The following is a 14,579-nucleotide window of genomic DNA, read 5'->3' as shown; positions in this document are numbered from 1 at the left end:
CGGGGGGGGGGGGGGGGGGGGGGGGGGGGGGGGGGGGGGGGGGGGTGGGTTGGTTGGTGCCCCCCCCGGGCCCCGCGGGGGGGGGGGGGGGGCCGCCCCCCCCCAAACGCCTGCCCGGCCGCCCCACCCACCCCACCCCGCCCGGCGAGGCCATGTGGCCGCGAGCACGGCATGATCGGAGTCGTGAGTTCCATCGAATACGTTCTCCCCCTCGTCGCCCACATCGAGAAGGACGAGCCCCCCGCCCGTACCGACGCCCTCGAGGCCGCCGCGCGGGCCGTCCTCGTTCTGCTTGCCGACGTGCGCTCCGCCGACCCCGAAGGGGAGTGGCACGACGTCGTCGAGGCCTGGCAGGGGCATCGGATCCGCAAGGTGGTGCGCCGGGCGCGCGGCGGTGAGTGGCGTCGTGCCGGGGCCCTGCCCGGGATCACCGTGGTCCACCGCACCGCCGAGGTCCGGGTGTACCCGCCCATCCCGCTGGACGGATGGCCCAAGGATCTGGCCAAGTTGCAGGTCTCCGGCACCGACCTCGACGAGCCGGTCGCGCCGCCCGCCGCCGATCCCGGGCAGCCGGTGTTGTGGTTGAACCCGTCTCTGGAGATGACCGCCGGCAAGGCCATGGCGCAGGTCGGGCACGGCGCGCACATCGCCTGGATGGGGCTCGGCCCGGGCGCGCGGAAGGAGTGGGCCGCGCGGGACTTCGACCTCGCGGTTCGGGTCGCCGAGCCCGCCGCGTGGCCCGCGCTGGCCGGCGGCGGGCGGCCCGTGGTTCGCGACGCCGGCTTCACCGAGATCGCGCCGGGGTCGTGCACCGTGGTCGCGGATGTGCCGTGGCCGACACGCTGAACGTCGCACCGCCCCCGCCGCGTTGCGAACCGAGGTGACGGCGGGTGACGTTGCGTCATCGGGGCGGTCGATCGGGCGAGCGCCCCGTCTTCGGGAGGCGCCCGGAACGATCCGTGTACGCTGCAACCGAGACCCGTACGTGACCGGATCGTCACTGCCCCGGTTCCCGCGGCCCACTACGGTAGGTCACAGGCCGGGCCGACCACCCGGCTCCCGAGCCACGTGTCCAGGTCCCGCCCGGATCCGTCGGTGCCATCCGCTGGGGGACGGGTCCGCCGATCGCTCCGGCCGCCCTGTCTCGCGCGGCTCGGGACACCATGGGCGAGGGGACTGCCGGCGCGTGACTCTTCAGGTGATCAAGGACGATCTCCAGGGCTGGACCGTGCTGCACGTCCTCGGGGAGGTCGACTACGCCGTCGTCCCCGAACTCCGCGAACACGTCAGACGCGCGGTCGCCGACGGCGATCATCGGATCGTCCTCGAACTCACCCGGGTCGAATTCCTCGATTCCACCGGCATCGGCACCCTCGTCGCGGCCCGCCGACTACTCCGCTCCACCGGCGGCTCGTTGCGGCTGGTGATGCCCGGCAACAACGATCACCACGTCAACCGGGTCTTCACCGCCCTGGGCCTGCGCCGCCTCTTCGACGTGCACCCGGACCTCACCGAAGCCCTGTCCGAGGACGCCCCCACGGACGAGGACCTGAGCGCCGCGGGCTGACCGGCTCCGGCCCCGCCCGACAAACCCGCCCGCCACCACCGCGCCCGCCACCACCGCGCCCTACAACACCGCCCCCGCCGCCGTCAGCGTGGCGCTCGCGCCCGGGACGTGGGTCAGGCGCGTGGCGAAGGCCCGGTAGGCGGCGGCCAGTGCCCCGCTGGGCACGCGCCGGTGGCCCAGTACGTCGGCGAACCACCGGGTGAAATCGACGAACAGCGCGTCGTCGTCCACGAACAGCGAGACGGCGAGCGTGTCGACCGCGCCGGCCAGGCCGTCGCGCATGGTGGTGTCCGAGCGTTCGCCCTCGATCGGGGCCAGGGCCGACATGCCCGCGGCGACCAGCGGGGTACGCAGCAGGCCGACGCCGTCGTGGGCCGGGTCGGACAGGTGGCGCAGGCGCGGCGCCGGGCTGGTGACGGTCGGCCAGTCGGGGCCGGTCAGCATCTCGGCGGCGCGTTCGGCGTCCGGCGCCCAGCCGTTCGCGCCGACGACGCCCGCCCAGCGGCCGTTCGGGCCGAAGCCGGGGCCGCCGACCAGCACCGGCACCCCGACCCGGCGGGCCACCTCCACCATCGCCCGCGCGCCCGGCAGCGCGGTGGAGACCGTACAGCTCAGCACCACCGACCCGGCGCCCGAGTCGGGCACCACCCGGGCCAGTTCGCCCGCGCCCGTACCCGGTGGCAACACCGTGGTGTCGACGCCGTGCAGCCGCAGCAGCGCGGCCAGGATCCGGGACGCGAGCCCGTGCCAGTCGCCCTGCGCGCAGCACACCACGATCCGGGTCCGCGAGCGCGGACGCGGCGTCGCGTCGGCGACCAGGTGCACCACCCGCCCCGCGACGTGCGAGGCGGCGTGCTCGCGCGCCACCGTCCACTCGCCCGTCGCCCACCGCTCGCCCACCACGCGCAGCGCCGGGATCACCAGGTCCGTCAACACCTCCTCGCCCGACACCCCCTTGTCCAGCAGGTTGCGGACCAGGTTCAGTGCCTCGACCTCGTCGGCTCGGCCCAAGTGTGCGAGGAACAGGTCGAGTTCGTCGGAGACCACGTGCGTCATGCGCCGTCCGGATGCTCGTCGGAACCGGGACGACCCAGCTCGGCCAGGATCGGCAGCGCCTCGTGGTCGTCCCGATAGGGGATGCGAATGGCCAACAGCACCACGTCGTCGATCACCGGGGCGTTGCCGAGGTGCGTCAACAGCCGCTGTTCCAGGCGCTCGACCAGCGCCTCCACCGGCATGCCCGCACACGAGGCGAGGTCGTGCCGCAACGCCTCCACCCCGTACGCCGCGCCGTCCGCGTCCCGCGCCTCGGTGACCCCGTCGCTGTACAGGAGCAGCGTCGACCCGGCCGGCAACGGCAGTTCCCGCTCGCCGAACACGGTGCCCGGGATGCCCGCCACCAGCGGATCGGTGAACGCCATCGCGGTCACCCGGCCCGCCGGGTCCATCCACAGCGGCGGCGGATGACCGGCGCAGGTCAGCCGCACCCGCGCGGAGCCGTCCGGATGCACCGAGCAGTCCCCGGTGATCGCGGTCAGCACCAACGAGGGGTCGCCGAGGGTGAGTTCCGCGTCGAGCAGCGCCATCCGATGCGCGGGAGCGCAACCCGCGCTCGCCGCCGTGCGCAGTATCAGCAGCGAGCGCGAGCTGAACATGCCCACGGGCGTGCCGCGTCCGCACACGTCGCCGACGGAGAACGCCCACGTGCCGTCGACCGGGGTGGGATGCACGGCGTAGAAGTCGCCGCCCAGACCGTTGGTCAGCGACACCGGCCGATAGCGGGCGGCGATCCGCGCGCCGGGCACCTCGGGCAGCGGGCCCGGGACGAGCGCCCGGGCGAGCAGCAGGGTGCGCCGATCCTGTTCGACGTACAGCCGCGAGGTGCGCAGTGCCACGCCCACCCGTTCGGCGTAGTCCACGGCGAGCGCGATCTCCTCCTCGGCGAACGGCTCCGAGGTCGCCGAGCGCACGAACGTCAGTACGGACGGCGCGTCGTCGTCGGTGGGCACCGGGACCACGAGCGCGCACCGCGCGTCGACGGCGAGCAGGTCCGCGACCGCCTCGTCCGGCACCAGGCGGGCGAGCAGTTCGCGATCCATCAGCGGATGCAGTTCCTGCCGGCGGGTACGCAACACCCGGCCGACGCCCGCCGGGGCCGTCCACGCCGTGCCCAGGCCGGTGGTCACCCGGGCGATCGGGGTGCCGGTGGCGGGCGCGTACGTGGTGCGCATCCGGCCGTCCTCCATGCTCGGCACGGACAGCGCCACCCAGTCGGCCAGTTCGGGCGCGGGCAGCGTGGTGACCAGGTCGGTCAGCCGGCGCGGGTGGGTGGTCGCGGACAACATCCGGCCCGCCTCGGCGAGGAAGACCTTGCGCCGCCGCTCGGCCAACAACGCGTCCTCGCGCCGTCGTTCGGCGGTGGTGTCGCGGACGTACCAGGCGTAGTGTCCATCGCTCAGGAGCGCTCGGCGCCCCTGCACGCGCCGATCGTCGACCTCGCCGCGCCAGGTGGTCCCGGTCGCGGGCAGGGTCGGGAAGGCGGTGCCCACCGCGCAATCGGGCAACAGGCGCGCGGCCGCGGGGTTGACGTGGCACACGGTGCCCTCGGCGGTGAACACGATCACGCCGGTGTCGCTCTCGTCGAGCACCTCGGCCGGTGACCAGCCGGGCGGCGCCGCCTCGTCGGGGGCGCGCGGCGGCTCGAAGCCGTCGCTTCGCCGAGCGGCGGCCGACTCCTGCGTGTTGCTGCCCCGCTCGTCGCTCGAGGGGCGTGGTCCGGTCATGGCTTACGGAATCCCTTGCGTCCGTGCGTTTCGAGCCGACTCGCGCCGGCGCTCGCGCAACCTTCACGGTACGACCGCCGGGGTCGGCCGCGGGCGGCTTCCGACGGAATCACACCTATAGGGGAAGACGGTCCACGAGCGACCGATGCGGCGAGTAGGGTGCCGATGCGGTCCTGCGTTCCGGGATGGATGTGGGGGTTCGTCCCGGGCCGCGCGCATCGTAGCGAGCGGTCGCGTGCCGCGCGACCGAACCGACACTCGACCGTGTGGAGTGGTCCCATGAGCCTTGACGATCCCCCGCCGGACGACGTGGATCACACATCGTTCCCGGACAGACCGTGCGTGGTGCACTCGGCCCTGGAGGGCGACCTCGGTGGCATCGTGTCCGTACACGGCGACATGGACATGACCGCGGCACCGGCCTTCCGCCAGGCGGTGGACCGCCTCGTCGACGAGGGCGCGCGCAGCCTGCGGATCGACCTGTCGGGGGTGCCGTTCATCGACTCGTCCGGCCTGGGCAGCCTGGTCTACGGCTACCGCCGACTGCGTGACCGGGACGGGGACATCGTGGTGTGCGGTGTCGGGCCGCAGCCGGCGCGGGTGTTGCGAATCACCCATTTGGACCGGATCCTCAGCGTGGAACCGGCGGGTGTCGTCCGGAACCGCTGAGCGGCGAGCGCCGATTGCCGAACGCCCACTGCGGCACGCGGAGTGCCGAAGCCGGCCGACGAGTACACGCGTCCCCCCGCGCCCGTCCCGCCAGGCGCAGTCCCCGCGCCCGTCCCACCACGTGCGATCCCCGCACCCGTCCCGCACGGCGCGGTCCCCGCGCCCACCCGCCCCGAGCGGCGGACTCACCGGCCCAGGCCGGCCTCCAGCTCACTCGCGGTACGACTGCGGATCAGGTCGTTGACCGCCTCGCCCGGCCCGACCTGCTCGAACAGCGACGGCGGCCGGAAGGTGACGTACATCGTGCGCCGCCCGCCCACCCCGGCGGGCGGCGGCGACGCGTGCAGTACGTCGGCCACGTGCACCGTCACATCGCCCGGCTCGGTCGGCACCGCGACATAGGGCAGGCTCGCCAGTTCCTCCTGGGTCGGTTGCGGGCAGGTGCGCCCGTGCGAGCCGGGGATCGCCTCCAGGTAGCCGGTCTCGGCGGAGGAGCCGGTCAGTTGGATGCCGATCGCCACCGAGGGACACATGATGTGGTGGCCGCCGAGGCCGCAGTCGGTGTGCCAGGGAATGTTGGCGAGGCCCTTGAGCCGACCCGCCGGCTTGAGCAGGACGGAGACCCCCTCCATCCGGTCCATCGACGCGGCCAGGTCGTCGTGCAGCAGGCCGGCCAGCCGGACCAGGCGCGGATCGCGGGCCAACTCACCGATTGGCGCTGACCGTTCGCTCGCGTACACGATCCGGCACAGCACCGCCTCACCCGACTCGGTCTCCGCCCACCAGGACCGGTCGTCGTCCGGCCGGGCCTCCGCGGCGAGCCGGTCCACCTCCGCGTTCAGCACGGCGACCTCTGCGGCGGAGAACACCCCGCGCACCCGCATCACCCCGGTCGCCTCGAAGTGTTCGGCGAGTTCCCGATCGGAGCGGTCGAGGGTGAGTTCGGCCGCCGGGTCCACCGGCGCGCCGTGCCGGTCGTACAGCTCCGGGCCCCGCGGCAGGTAGATCTCGATGCCCTGGTAGAGCGCCCGCAACACCGGTTCCCAGCGGAACAGGTCGAGCACCGTGCCGTGTTCGGTGTGCACCTCGCCCGCGATGGCCAGCGCCGCGGCGGTGCGCAGCAGGGTGACCAGGTCGGTCCAGGCGTCGGGGGACAGCCGCACCACGCAGCCGGCGTCCGGATCGATCCCCTCCACGACACGTAGTCGGGAGTCGTCCGCGCGATAGGTCCACGCGCCGGTGCCGATCCGCAGACCGAGTGGGTCGAGCCCGGCGAGACCCGCCTCGGCCCGTTTGCCGTGCGTGCCGATGAGCAATCCGGGGACGATGTCCCGGTGGTAGGTTTCCGCGTCGATCCGGTCGTGCCCGAGCATCCTCGCGACCTCCTGCGCTGTACGTTGCCGCGCAGTATGCCGGGCCGGAGCGCCGTGTCACCAGAGCGCCGCGCGCTTTGCCCGAAGTCCGCGCGAGCGGGCCGCCGACAACCCACCGCCGGCGCCGACCGTCGACCGATCGCCTTACCACACGCGGTCGATGACGGTGCGTCAGCTATTTCGTCCGGACCATTGACGGTGCGTCAGTTCTCCGGGGAGGGCGCGTCTTCGCGGACCCGGGACACCTGGGGGTAGGCGCGGCGCAGATGCGCGGCCACCGCGTCGGCCGCGGCGCGCGGGTCGCGGGCCACGATCGCGGCCAGGATGGCCCGGTGATCCGCGCGCAACGCGCCCGTGTCCGGCCCCAGTTCGGCCACCGCGCGGCGCTGGTGGCGGCGTACGGTGTCGCGCAGCGCGCGCATGAACGTGGTCACCAGCGCGTTCCCCGACAACTCCGCGATCGTGGTGTGGAACTCGGTGTCCAGTTCGTTGAACCGCTCCGGGGACAGGTCCGGGTCGTCCATCGCGGCCACGATCGCGCGCAGCCGGTCGAGGTCGGCCTCGCCCGCGTGGCGCGCCGCGCCCTCGACCGCCCACGACTCGATCAGCAACCGGGTCTCCACCACGTCGTCCACGGCGAAGTTGGCCAGCCCCAGGTGGAGCCCGAGGACGCCGGTCAGCGCCGGGCCCGCCGAGCCGGCCAGGATCGCCCCCGCCTCCGGGCCACTGCCCGGGTTGGCCACCAGCACGCCCATGGCCTCCAGGACCCGCATCGCCTCGCGCACCGAGGGGCGGCTGACCCCGAGCGCGGCGGCCAGCGCGCGCTCGCCCGGGAGCTTGTCGCCGGCCCGCAGTCGGCCGCTCGCGATCTGCTCCTCGATCTGCGCCACGACCTCCTCGAACGCGCGTACACGCTTGACCGGACGCCAGTCGGGGCCGTCTGTCACGTGGGCTCCTCGGATGCGGGCGTCGCGAATCGCGAATCGGGGGGTGTCTTGTGGCCAAGCATGCCATGCCCTTAGCGTGAGCACACCACAGTGTGGTCAGACCACATGATTCGACAGTCACGAGGAGGCCGCACGCATGCGCGTCGGGCTGTTCATCACCTGCGTCAACGACACGCTCTACCCCCGCACGGGGCAGGCCGTCGTCCGCCTCCTGGAACGGCTCGGCTGCACCGTGGACTTCCCCACCGCGCAGACGTGCTGCGGCCAGATGCACTGGAACACCGGCTACGGAAAGCGGATCGAGCCCATGGTGGCCGGGTTCGCGGACACCTTCGCCGGCTACGACGCGGTGGTCACCCCGTCCGGGTCCTGCGGCGCGATGATCCGGGACAACCACCCGCGTGCCGCCGCCCGCGCGGCCGATCCGGGGTTGCCGGCCCGGGTCGCGGCGGTGGTCCCGAAGGTGTACGACCTCACCGAGTTCATCGTGGACGTGCTGGGCGTCACCGACGTCGGTGCCTACTTCCCGCACCGGGTCGTCTACCACCCCACCTGCCACTCCCGCCGCCTCCTGGGCCTGGGCGACCGGCCGACTGCGCTGCTTCGCGAGGTGCGGGGCCTGGAACTGGTCGACCTGCCGGGCGAGGAGGAGTGTTGCGGCTTCGGCGGCACCTTCGCGGTGAAGAACCCGGACGTGTCCACCGCGATGGGCGCCGACAAGGTGCGGCACGCGGCGGGGACGGGGGCGGAGGTGCTGTGTGCGGCGGACAACTCGTGCCTGATGCACATCGGCGGGCTGATGGATCGTCAGCGCACCGGTATGCGCGTTGTGCACCTGGCGGAGATTCTCGCCTCGACGGCGGGTTAGGGGTTGGTTTACCCGCCCGCTCCACCCGTCGCTTCGGCCGTACCGGCTGCGGTTTCAGGGGCAGCGGTGTGGCCTGTACGGCCTGTGAGCCGAATATCCTCGACCCGTTGATCGGAAAGCTTTCGTGATGACCTCACCTCCCACGTTTCTGGGCATGCCGCCGTTTCCCGAGGCTGCTCGATCGGCTGTTTCGAATCCACAGCTTCGGCACAATTTGCGCAAGGCCACTCATACCATTCGGGACAAGCGTGCTCATGTGGTCGGTGAGCTTTCCGACTGGGGCGAGCTTCGGGCCGCCGGGGCGGCGATCAAGGATCGTACGTTGCGTCGGCTCGACGAGTACCTGGTCGCCGCCGAGGCGGCCGTCACCGCCGCCGGGGGCACCGTGCACTGGGCGGCGGACGCCGCGGAGGCGAATCGCATCGTCGCCGATCTGGTTCGGGCCACCGGGGAGACCGAGGTGGTCAAGGTCAAGTCGATGGTCACCCAGGAGATCGGGCTGAACGAGGCGTTGGCCGCCGAGGGGATCCGGGCCTACGAGACCGATCTGGCCGAGTTGATCGTGCAGTTGGGCGACGACCTGCCGTCGCACATCCTGGTGCCGGCCATCCACCGCAACCGGGCCGAGATCCGGGAGATCTTCGTCCGGGAGATGGCCGAGTGGGGGGTGCCGGCGCCACCCGGACTGACCGACGAGCCGGCCGCGCTGGCCGAGGCCGCCCGGCGACACCTGCGGGAGCGCTTCCTGTCCGCGAAGGTCGCGGTGTCCGGCGCGAACTTCCTGGTCGCCGAGACCGGCACGCTGGTCGTGGTCGAGTCGGAGGGCAACGGGCGGATGTGTCTGACCCTGCCCGAGACGCTGATCTCCGTGGTCGGCATCGAGAAGGTGGTGCCGACCTGGGCCGACCTGGAGGTGTTCCTGCAACTCCTGCCCAGGAGTTCGACCGGGGAGCGGATGAACCCCTACACCTCGATGTGGACGGGCGTCACCCCCGGCGACGGCCCGCGGGACTTCCACCTGGTGCTGCTCGACAACGGCCGTACCGACGTGCTGGCCGACACCACCGGGCGGCAGGCGTTGCGCTGCATCCGGTGCTCGGCCTGCCTGAACGTGTGTCCGGTGTACGAGCGCACCGGGGGGCACGCGTACGGGTCGGTGTACCCGGGGCCGATCGGCGCGATCCTGGTGCCGCAACTGCGGGGCGTGGCGACCGGGAAGGTGGACCCGCAGACCGCGTCGTTGCCCTACGCGTCGTCGTTGTGCGGTGCCTGCTACGAGGTGTGCCCGGTCGCCATCGACATCCCCGAGGTGCTGGTGCACCTGCGCGAACAGGTGGTCGAGGGCGGCGGTCACCGGGCCGAGCGGGCGGCGATGCGGGCGGCCGAGTGGGTGCTCGACGACCCGAAGCGGCTGCGCACCGTACAGCGGGTCGCGGCCCGCTCGCGTCGGCTGTTGCCGCGCCGCGCGCCCGGGCCGGGTGCGGCCTGGTCCGACAGCCGGGCTTTGCCGGAGGTGCCGGCGCAGTCCTTCCGCGACTGGTGGGTGCGCGAACGCGGCGCGCCGCCGCGGCGGCCCCCGTCCGCTCCGGCGCAACCGCCGGCGGAGAAGAACCGGATCGAGGAGGACGACCGATGAGTTCGCGTGCAGCGATCCTGGCCCGGGTCCGCCGGGCGCTCGCCGACGTGCCGAGCGACGACGACTCCCCGGTCGTGCGCGACTACGCACGGGCACATGTCGCCGAAGGTGTGCTCGACCTGTTCGTCGAGCACCTGCGCGACTATCGCGCCGTGGTGCACGAGGTCGCCGAGGACACCCTCCCGGACGCGGTCGCGGCGGCGGTCGAGCGGCGTGGGGCCCGCACCCTGGTGACCCCGGCGGGGCTGCCGGCGGCGTGGACGGCCGGGCTCGCCGAGGGGGTGTGCCTGGCGGACGGCTGGGTGTACGGACAGTCGTACGACAATCGTATTAATAACAGGCCTGAGGTCGTCGAACCCGCCGGCATCCTGACCACGTCCGCCCTCGACACCGCCGACGGCGTACTCACCGCCGCCGCCGTCGGCATCGCCGAAACCGGCACGATCGTGCTCGACGCCGGGCCCGGCCAGGGCCGTCGGGCGTTGACCCTGGTGCCGGACTGGCACCTGTGTGTGATTCGCGCCGCCGACGTGGTCGCCTCGGTGCCGCGGGCGCTCGAACGACTCGACCCCGGTCGACCGCTGACCTGGATCTCCGGGCCGTCCGCGACCAGCGACATCGAGCTGAATCGGGTCGAGGGGGTGCACGGGCCGCGGACGCTCGAAGTGCTGATCGTGCGGTGACGGGCCGCCGATCATTTACAGTCCATAGGCGTGGCACCTGATACGAACGCACTCGTCCGCTCGACCAAGAACCTGATGGAGATGGTCGACCTCCTCGGCAACACCAGCCCGCCGGAGGCGTACGACGCGATCGCCGAGCAGTTGGCGAACACGCGGCGTCTGCTCGGTCAGTTGACCGCGCCGGCGCCGACCACGTTGTGCAACGAGCATCCGCACGGCCCGGTCGACGAGGACGCGCGGGACAAGTGCCTGTTCTGCGAGAACCGGCGACGGCGCGGCCGGGCCCGGGACGCGGCCGACGCACGACCGCGTTCGGCGCCGTGCCCGCGGCACCCCGAGCGCGGTCTGCTCGCGCTCGGCGAGACGTGTCCGCTGTGCGGTGGCCCGGAGGGCGCGTCGATGTCGCGTCAGGGCGTGCCGAGCGTGCGCGACCCGCGGCCGGCGCCGTTGGCCGGCGTCCGGGGCGTCGACATGCGGCTGACCGTGCTCACCCGGCAACTCGCCGGGATGGCGGGCGAACCGGGCCAGGACGCGCGCGGGGAGGCGTTGCTCGCCGCGGCGGTCGACGCGCTCAAGGGCGCCCAGGGGCTGATCCAGGCGGCCAACGCGTTCTCCGAGGGGCGCGGCGACGAGGCGTACAACACCGCCACCCGGGTCGCGCGCGGTCTGCGCGCCACCGCCGCCGAGGTACTGGAGGACCTGTGAGCCGGGCGGCTCGCGGGGCGCGGGCGCGCGGCGGGGATCGGGGCGCGTAGGTCGGCTCGCCCGCGTGGGTCGTCCGGTCCGCGCCGGTCGTCAGTCCTCGTAGGTCGAGGCGATCGGGTCGTGCCCGTTCCACACCACGAAGACCGACGAGGTCTGTCCGTGTCGGACGAAGTCGACCCGGATCCACCGGTCACCCGGCCACACCTTGACCGCCCACCCCGAGTTCGGCGTCGCGGCGATCAGCGTCGCGACGGTCGCCTGGTAGCGGAACGACGCCCGCCCGCCGCGCACCTCGAAGCTCTGCACCGCCGCGGCCGGCTGCTCCCGCAACTGCGCGGGCGGTGGCGCCTGCGGGGCCTTCGTGGTCGGCGGGGTCGTGGTCGGGGGCGGGGACGACGAGGTCGGCGGCGGGGTGCGGTTGACCGCCGAGATCAGGTCCGGCGCCTCGGAGGTCGGCGGCGCCGAGGGCGTGGGCGGCGATGTGGACACCGAGGGCGGCGGTACGTTCCCGGCCACCGGGCTCGGCGGCCTGGGCGGCTCGAACACGGTCTCGCGCAGCACGCTGCGCACCCCCCACCAGGAGAGCGCGACGGCGACCGCGGTCACCGCGAGCCACACCGAGATCGACGTGATGATTCTCCGCACGAGCCCTATCCTCCCGCCCCGGACCCACCCCTCCCCGGCGGGGTGGGGGCGAGGTCGCGGGCCACTCCCGGGCTGGACGGAGTGGACCGTGAGGGTACGGTTCCGAACCATGGCACAGGTGCTCGTTGTCGAGGACGACCAATTCGTACGTTCGGCGCTGATCCGCTACCTCACCTCGTCCTCCCACGCGGTGCGCAGCGTGGGCACCGCCCTGGAGGCGCTGCGCGAGGTGGCCCAGTACTCGTTCGACGTGGTCATCCTGGATCTCGGCCTGCCGGATCTGGACGGATCCGAGGCATTGAAGATGCTGCGCGGCATATCCGACGTCCCGGTGATCATCGCGACCGCCCGGGACGACGAGGCGGAGGTGGTCCGGCTGCTCAACGCCGGCGCCGACGACTATGTGACGAAGCCGTTCTCCGGGGAGCATCTGGGTGCCCGATTGTCGGCCGTGCTGCGCCGCGCGCGCGGCGGCAGCACACCCGAGGTGTTCACCACCGGCGGCCTGCGGATCGACACCCGGCGCCGCGAGGCGCACCTGGACGGCCGCGAACTGGAACTGACCCGGCGCGAGTTCGACCTGCTGGCGTTCCTGGCCGCGCGGGCCGGCCGGGTGGTGCCGCGGCGGGAGATCCTGGCCGAGGTGTGGGGTCAGGCGTACGGGGACGACCAGACCATCGACGTGCACCTGTCGTGGTTGCGCCGCAAGCTCGGCGAGAAGGCGCGGGAGCCGAGGTATCTGCATACCGTGCGGGGTGTCGGGGTGAAGCTGGAGCCCCCGGCGTGAGACTGCGCTCGGGCGGGCGCGGGGCGACGGGGCGGCGCGGAGAGGGCCGGTCCGGTGGTCGGGCGGCGGGTGCGGCGGAGCGGGCCGGCGGGTCCGTCCGGGGCCCGAGGTCGGAGCGCGGCCCGAGACCGGCCCGGGCGCCGAGGGGGCTGCGCGGCACGCTGGTCCGGGTCTCGTTGGCGGTGACCACGATGGTGGCGCTGGCGTTCCTGATCCCGCTGGTGCTGGTGATCCGGGAGATCGCCGCGGACCGGACCTTCACCGATGCCGAGCGGCAGGCCGCCGCGTTGCAGCCGGCGCTGGTGATCACCACCGATCGGGCCGCACTGGAGCCGGCGATCGCGAGTGTGCCGGCCGGTTCGGGCGGGCGGATCGCGATCCACCTGCCCGACGGGTCGGTGCTCGGGCGACCTCGGGCGAGCGAGCACAACGTGGCGGGTGCGCGCGAGTCGGCCCGCTCGTTCCGGGTGCGGGCGGGCGGCGGCTGGGCGCTGTTGCAGCCGGTGGTGCTGGACCAGGGGCGGATCACGGTGATCGAGGTGTACGTCCCGGACGGCGATCTCGACCATGGCGTGGGCACCGCGTGGCTGGTGCTGACCGGGGTGGCGGTGGTCCTGGTCGGCGGTTCGGTCCTGGTCGCCGACCGGCTCGGCGCGCAGGTGGTGCGCTCGGCCCGGTCGTTGGCCGCCGCCGCGCGTTCGCTGGGTACGGGCGACCTGGAGGCGCGGATCGCCCCACAGGGCCCCTCCGAACTCCAGGAGGCCGCCACGTCGTTCAACACGATGGCCGATCGGGTCGAGCAACTGCTGGCCAACGAGCGGGAGATGGCCGCCGACCTGTCGCATCGCCTGCGCACCCCGCTGACCGCGCTGCGGCTGAACGCGGCGGCCCTCGGCGAGGATCCGGTGGCCGAGCAGACCCGGCACGCGGTGGCGCAACTGGAGCGTGAGGTGGACGAGTTGATCCGCGGCGCGCGGCGGTCCAGCGCGAGCATCGAACGGGTGGGCTGCGACGCGGCGGAGGTGGTGCGGGCCCGGATGGACTTCTGGTCCGCGCTGGCCGAGGACGAGGACCGCCCGTGGCAGTTGGTGGGCGCGGAGGTGCCGGTACGGGTCCCGGTGTCCCGGGGTGACCTGGCGGCCGGTCTGGACGCGATGTTGGGCAACGTGTTCCGGCACACCGAGGAGGGGGTGCCGTTCTCGGTCACGCTGCACGCGGGCCGGGAATCGGTGATCCTGCTGGTCGCCGACGGCGGCCCCGGCATTGCCGACCCGGAGACCGCGCTGCGGCGCGGGCACGGCCAGGGCGGCGACGGCTCGACCGGCCTGGGCCTGGACATCGTGCGCCGGCTCGCGGAGGCCACCGGGGGAGAGGTCGGCCTGGGCCGCTCGGTGCTCGGCGGCGCGGAGGTGAGCGTGCGGCTGGGTGCGGGCCGTACGGACGCGGTCGCCCGGCGCAGTCGTCGAGCCGGCAAGAGTCGGCGCGGCCGGCGTCGGACCGGTGTCGGCTGAGTGACCCGACGCCTTCGGCCGGTTGTCGACGGCGCCGATCTTCTCACTGTGAGTCACTGGTCGTGTGCCCCCCGGAACCTCGGCGACGATTCACTCTTAAGAGGGCCTTAAACCCTCGTCCCGGGCCCAATCCGGTCGGGTCGACAGGTGTTCTTCGGCCATGGTTTTCACTAGCCTTCAGAACGACGGTCCATTCGGAACCAACGGGACTCCCCCCTTTCCGAGTGGGCCAGGCGCAGCCCAATCCCCCCCAGGGTCTGTAGCCGTTCGGGGATCTGATCCCCGGCCGTTCGTGTCCCCACCCCCACCCGGGGCACGACGGCACCGGCCCGAGAGCGTGAGCTCTCGGGCCGGCCTTCTTTGTGCGCTCGTCGGCTCCCCGTCGTGGGGTCCGCGTCGCCGGAC

14 protein-coding genes are annotated in these 14,579 nt (G+C 73.2%); 9 read left to right on the top strand and 5 right to left on the bottom strand.

Features of this window, described 5'->3' with window-relative positions; genetic code table 11:
- Nucleotides 1–171: 171 nt before the first annotated feature.
- Together ACFRCG_RS14100 and ACFRCG_RS14095 are read left to right on the top strand one after the other, a co-directional pair.
- Nucleotides 172–846: a peptidyl-tRNA hydrolase gene (locus ACFRCG_RS14100; protein WP_380031290.1), complete on the top strand. Its 675-nt coding sequence runs from the start codon at nucleotides 172–174 to the stop codon at nucleotides 844–846.
- A 340-nt stretch (nucleotides 847–1,186) separates the two neighbouring features.
- Nucleotides 1,187–1,567, top strand: coding sequence for an STAS domain-containing protein (locus ACFRCG_RS14095; protein ID WP_380031288.1), 381 nt, complete (start codon nucleotides 1,187–1,189; stop codon nucleotides 1,565–1,567).
- A gap of 60 nt (nucleotides 1,568–1,627) precedes the next feature.
- Here the strand turns inward: ACFRCG_RS14095 and ACFRCG_RS14090 are convergent, their stop codons facing one another.
- Nucleotides 1,628–2,623, bottom strand: coding sequence for a B12-binding domain-containing protein (locus ACFRCG_RS14090; RefSeq protein ID WP_380031286.1), 996 nt, complete (start codon nucleotides 2,621–2,623; stop codon nucleotides 1,628–1,630).
- Nucleotides 2,620–4,350, bottom strand: coding sequence for a SpoIIE family protein phosphatase (locus ACFRCG_RS14085; RefSeq protein WP_380031284.1), 1,731 nt, complete (start codon nucleotides 4,348–4,350; stop codon nucleotides 2,620–2,622). The genes ACFRCG_RS14090 and ACFRCG_RS14085 overlap by 4 nt, the downstream gene beginning before the upstream one ends.
- A 279-nt stretch (nucleotides 4,351–4,629) precedes the next feature.
- On the opposite strand from ACFRCG_RS14085, the gene ACFRCG_RS14080 reads away from it, so the two are divergent.
- Nucleotides 4,630–5,019, top strand: a complete 390-nt coding sequence (locus ACFRCG_RS14080) for an STAS domain-containing protein (protein ID WP_380031282.1) — start codon at nucleotides 4,630–4,632, stop codon at nucleotides 5,017–5,019.
- A gap of 185 nt (nucleotides 5,020–5,204) precedes the next feature.
- On the opposite strand, the gene ACFRCG_RS14075 is transcribed toward ACFRCG_RS14080, so the two are convergent.
- On the bottom strand, nucleotides 5,205–6,392 hold the full coding sequence (locus ACFRCG_RS14075) for a phytanoyl-CoA dioxygenase family protein (protein WP_380031280.1): 1,188 nt from the start codon (nucleotides 6,390–6,392) through the stop codon (nucleotides 5,205–5,207).
- A gap of 203 nt (nucleotides 6,393–6,595) precedes the next feature.
- Entirely contained in the window at nucleotides 6,596–7,339 is a 744-nt protein-coding gene (locus tag ACFRCG_RS14070; protein ID WP_380031278.1) for a FadR/GntR family transcriptional regulator, read from the bottom strand.
- A gap of 136 nt (nucleotides 7,340–7,475) precedes the next feature.
- On the opposite strand from ACFRCG_RS14070, the gene ACFRCG_RS14065 reads away from it, so the two are divergent.
- The 4 genes from ACFRCG_RS14065 (at nucleotide 7,476) to ACFRCG_RS14050 (ending at nucleotide 11,231) form a co-directional block, all read left to right on the top strand.
- Nucleotides 7,476–8,207, top strand: coding sequence for a (Fe-S)-binding protein (locus ACFRCG_RS14065; protein ID WP_380031275.1), 732 nt, complete (start codon nucleotides 7,476–7,478; stop codon nucleotides 8,205–8,207).
- A gap of 127 nt (nucleotides 8,208–8,334) precedes the next feature.
- Nucleotides 8,335–9,843, top strand: a complete 1,509-nt coding sequence (locus ACFRCG_RS14060) for a lactate utilization protein B (RefSeq protein ID WP_380031273.1) — start codon at nucleotides 8,335–8,337, stop codon at nucleotides 9,841–9,843.
- Nucleotides 9,840–10,526, top strand: a complete 687-nt coding sequence (locus tag ACFRCG_RS14055; protein ID WP_380031271.1) for a lactate utilization protein C — start codon at nucleotides 9,840–9,842, stop codon at nucleotides 10,524–10,526. The genes ACFRCG_RS14060 and ACFRCG_RS14055 overlap by 4 nt, the downstream gene beginning before the upstream one ends.
- A gap of 30 nt (nucleotides 10,527–10,556) precedes the next feature.
- Nucleotides 10,557–11,231: a hypothetical protein gene (locus ACFRCG_RS14050; protein ID WP_379998632.1), complete on the top strand. Its 675-nt coding sequence runs from the start codon at nucleotides 10,557–10,559 to the stop codon at nucleotides 11,229–11,231.
- Between the two features lie 90 nt (nucleotides 11,232–11,321).
- On the opposite strand, the gene ACFRCG_RS14045 is transcribed toward ACFRCG_RS14050, so the two are convergent.
- Nucleotides 11,322–11,876 carry a hypothetical protein gene (locus ACFRCG_RS14045; protein WP_380031270.1) on the bottom strand — a complete coding sequence of 185 codons (555 nt, stop codon included), beginning with the start codon at nucleotides 11,874–11,876 and terminating at the stop codon, nucleotides 11,322–11,324.
- A gap of 109 nt (nucleotides 11,877–11,985) precedes the next feature.
- Here ACFRCG_RS14045 and ACFRCG_RS14040 point away from each other — a divergent pair, with 109 nt between their 5' ends.
- Together ACFRCG_RS14040 and ACFRCG_RS14035 are read left to right on the top strand one after the other, a co-directional pair.
- Complete coding sequence (locus tag ACFRCG_RS14040; protein ID WP_126635589.1) at nucleotides 11,986–12,663, top strand: response regulator transcription factor; 678 nt, start codon at nucleotides 11,986–11,988, stop codon at nucleotides 12,661–12,663.
- A 149-nt stretch (nucleotides 12,664–12,812) separates the two neighbouring features.
- Entirely contained in the window at nucleotides 12,813–14,174 is a 1,362-nt protein-coding gene (locus ACFRCG_RS14035) for a sensor histidine kinase (protein ID WP_380031535.1), read from the top strand.
- Nucleotides 14,175–14,579: the final 405 nt, after the last annotated feature.

It is taken from the genome of Embleya sp. NPDC056575 (assembly GCF_042793325.1).
In the GTDB taxonomy this organism is placed as follows: Bacteria; Actinomycetota; Actinomycetes; order Streptomycetales; family Streptomycetaceae; genus Embleya.
This window is presented reverse-complemented; position numbering and strand designations above follow the sequence as displayed.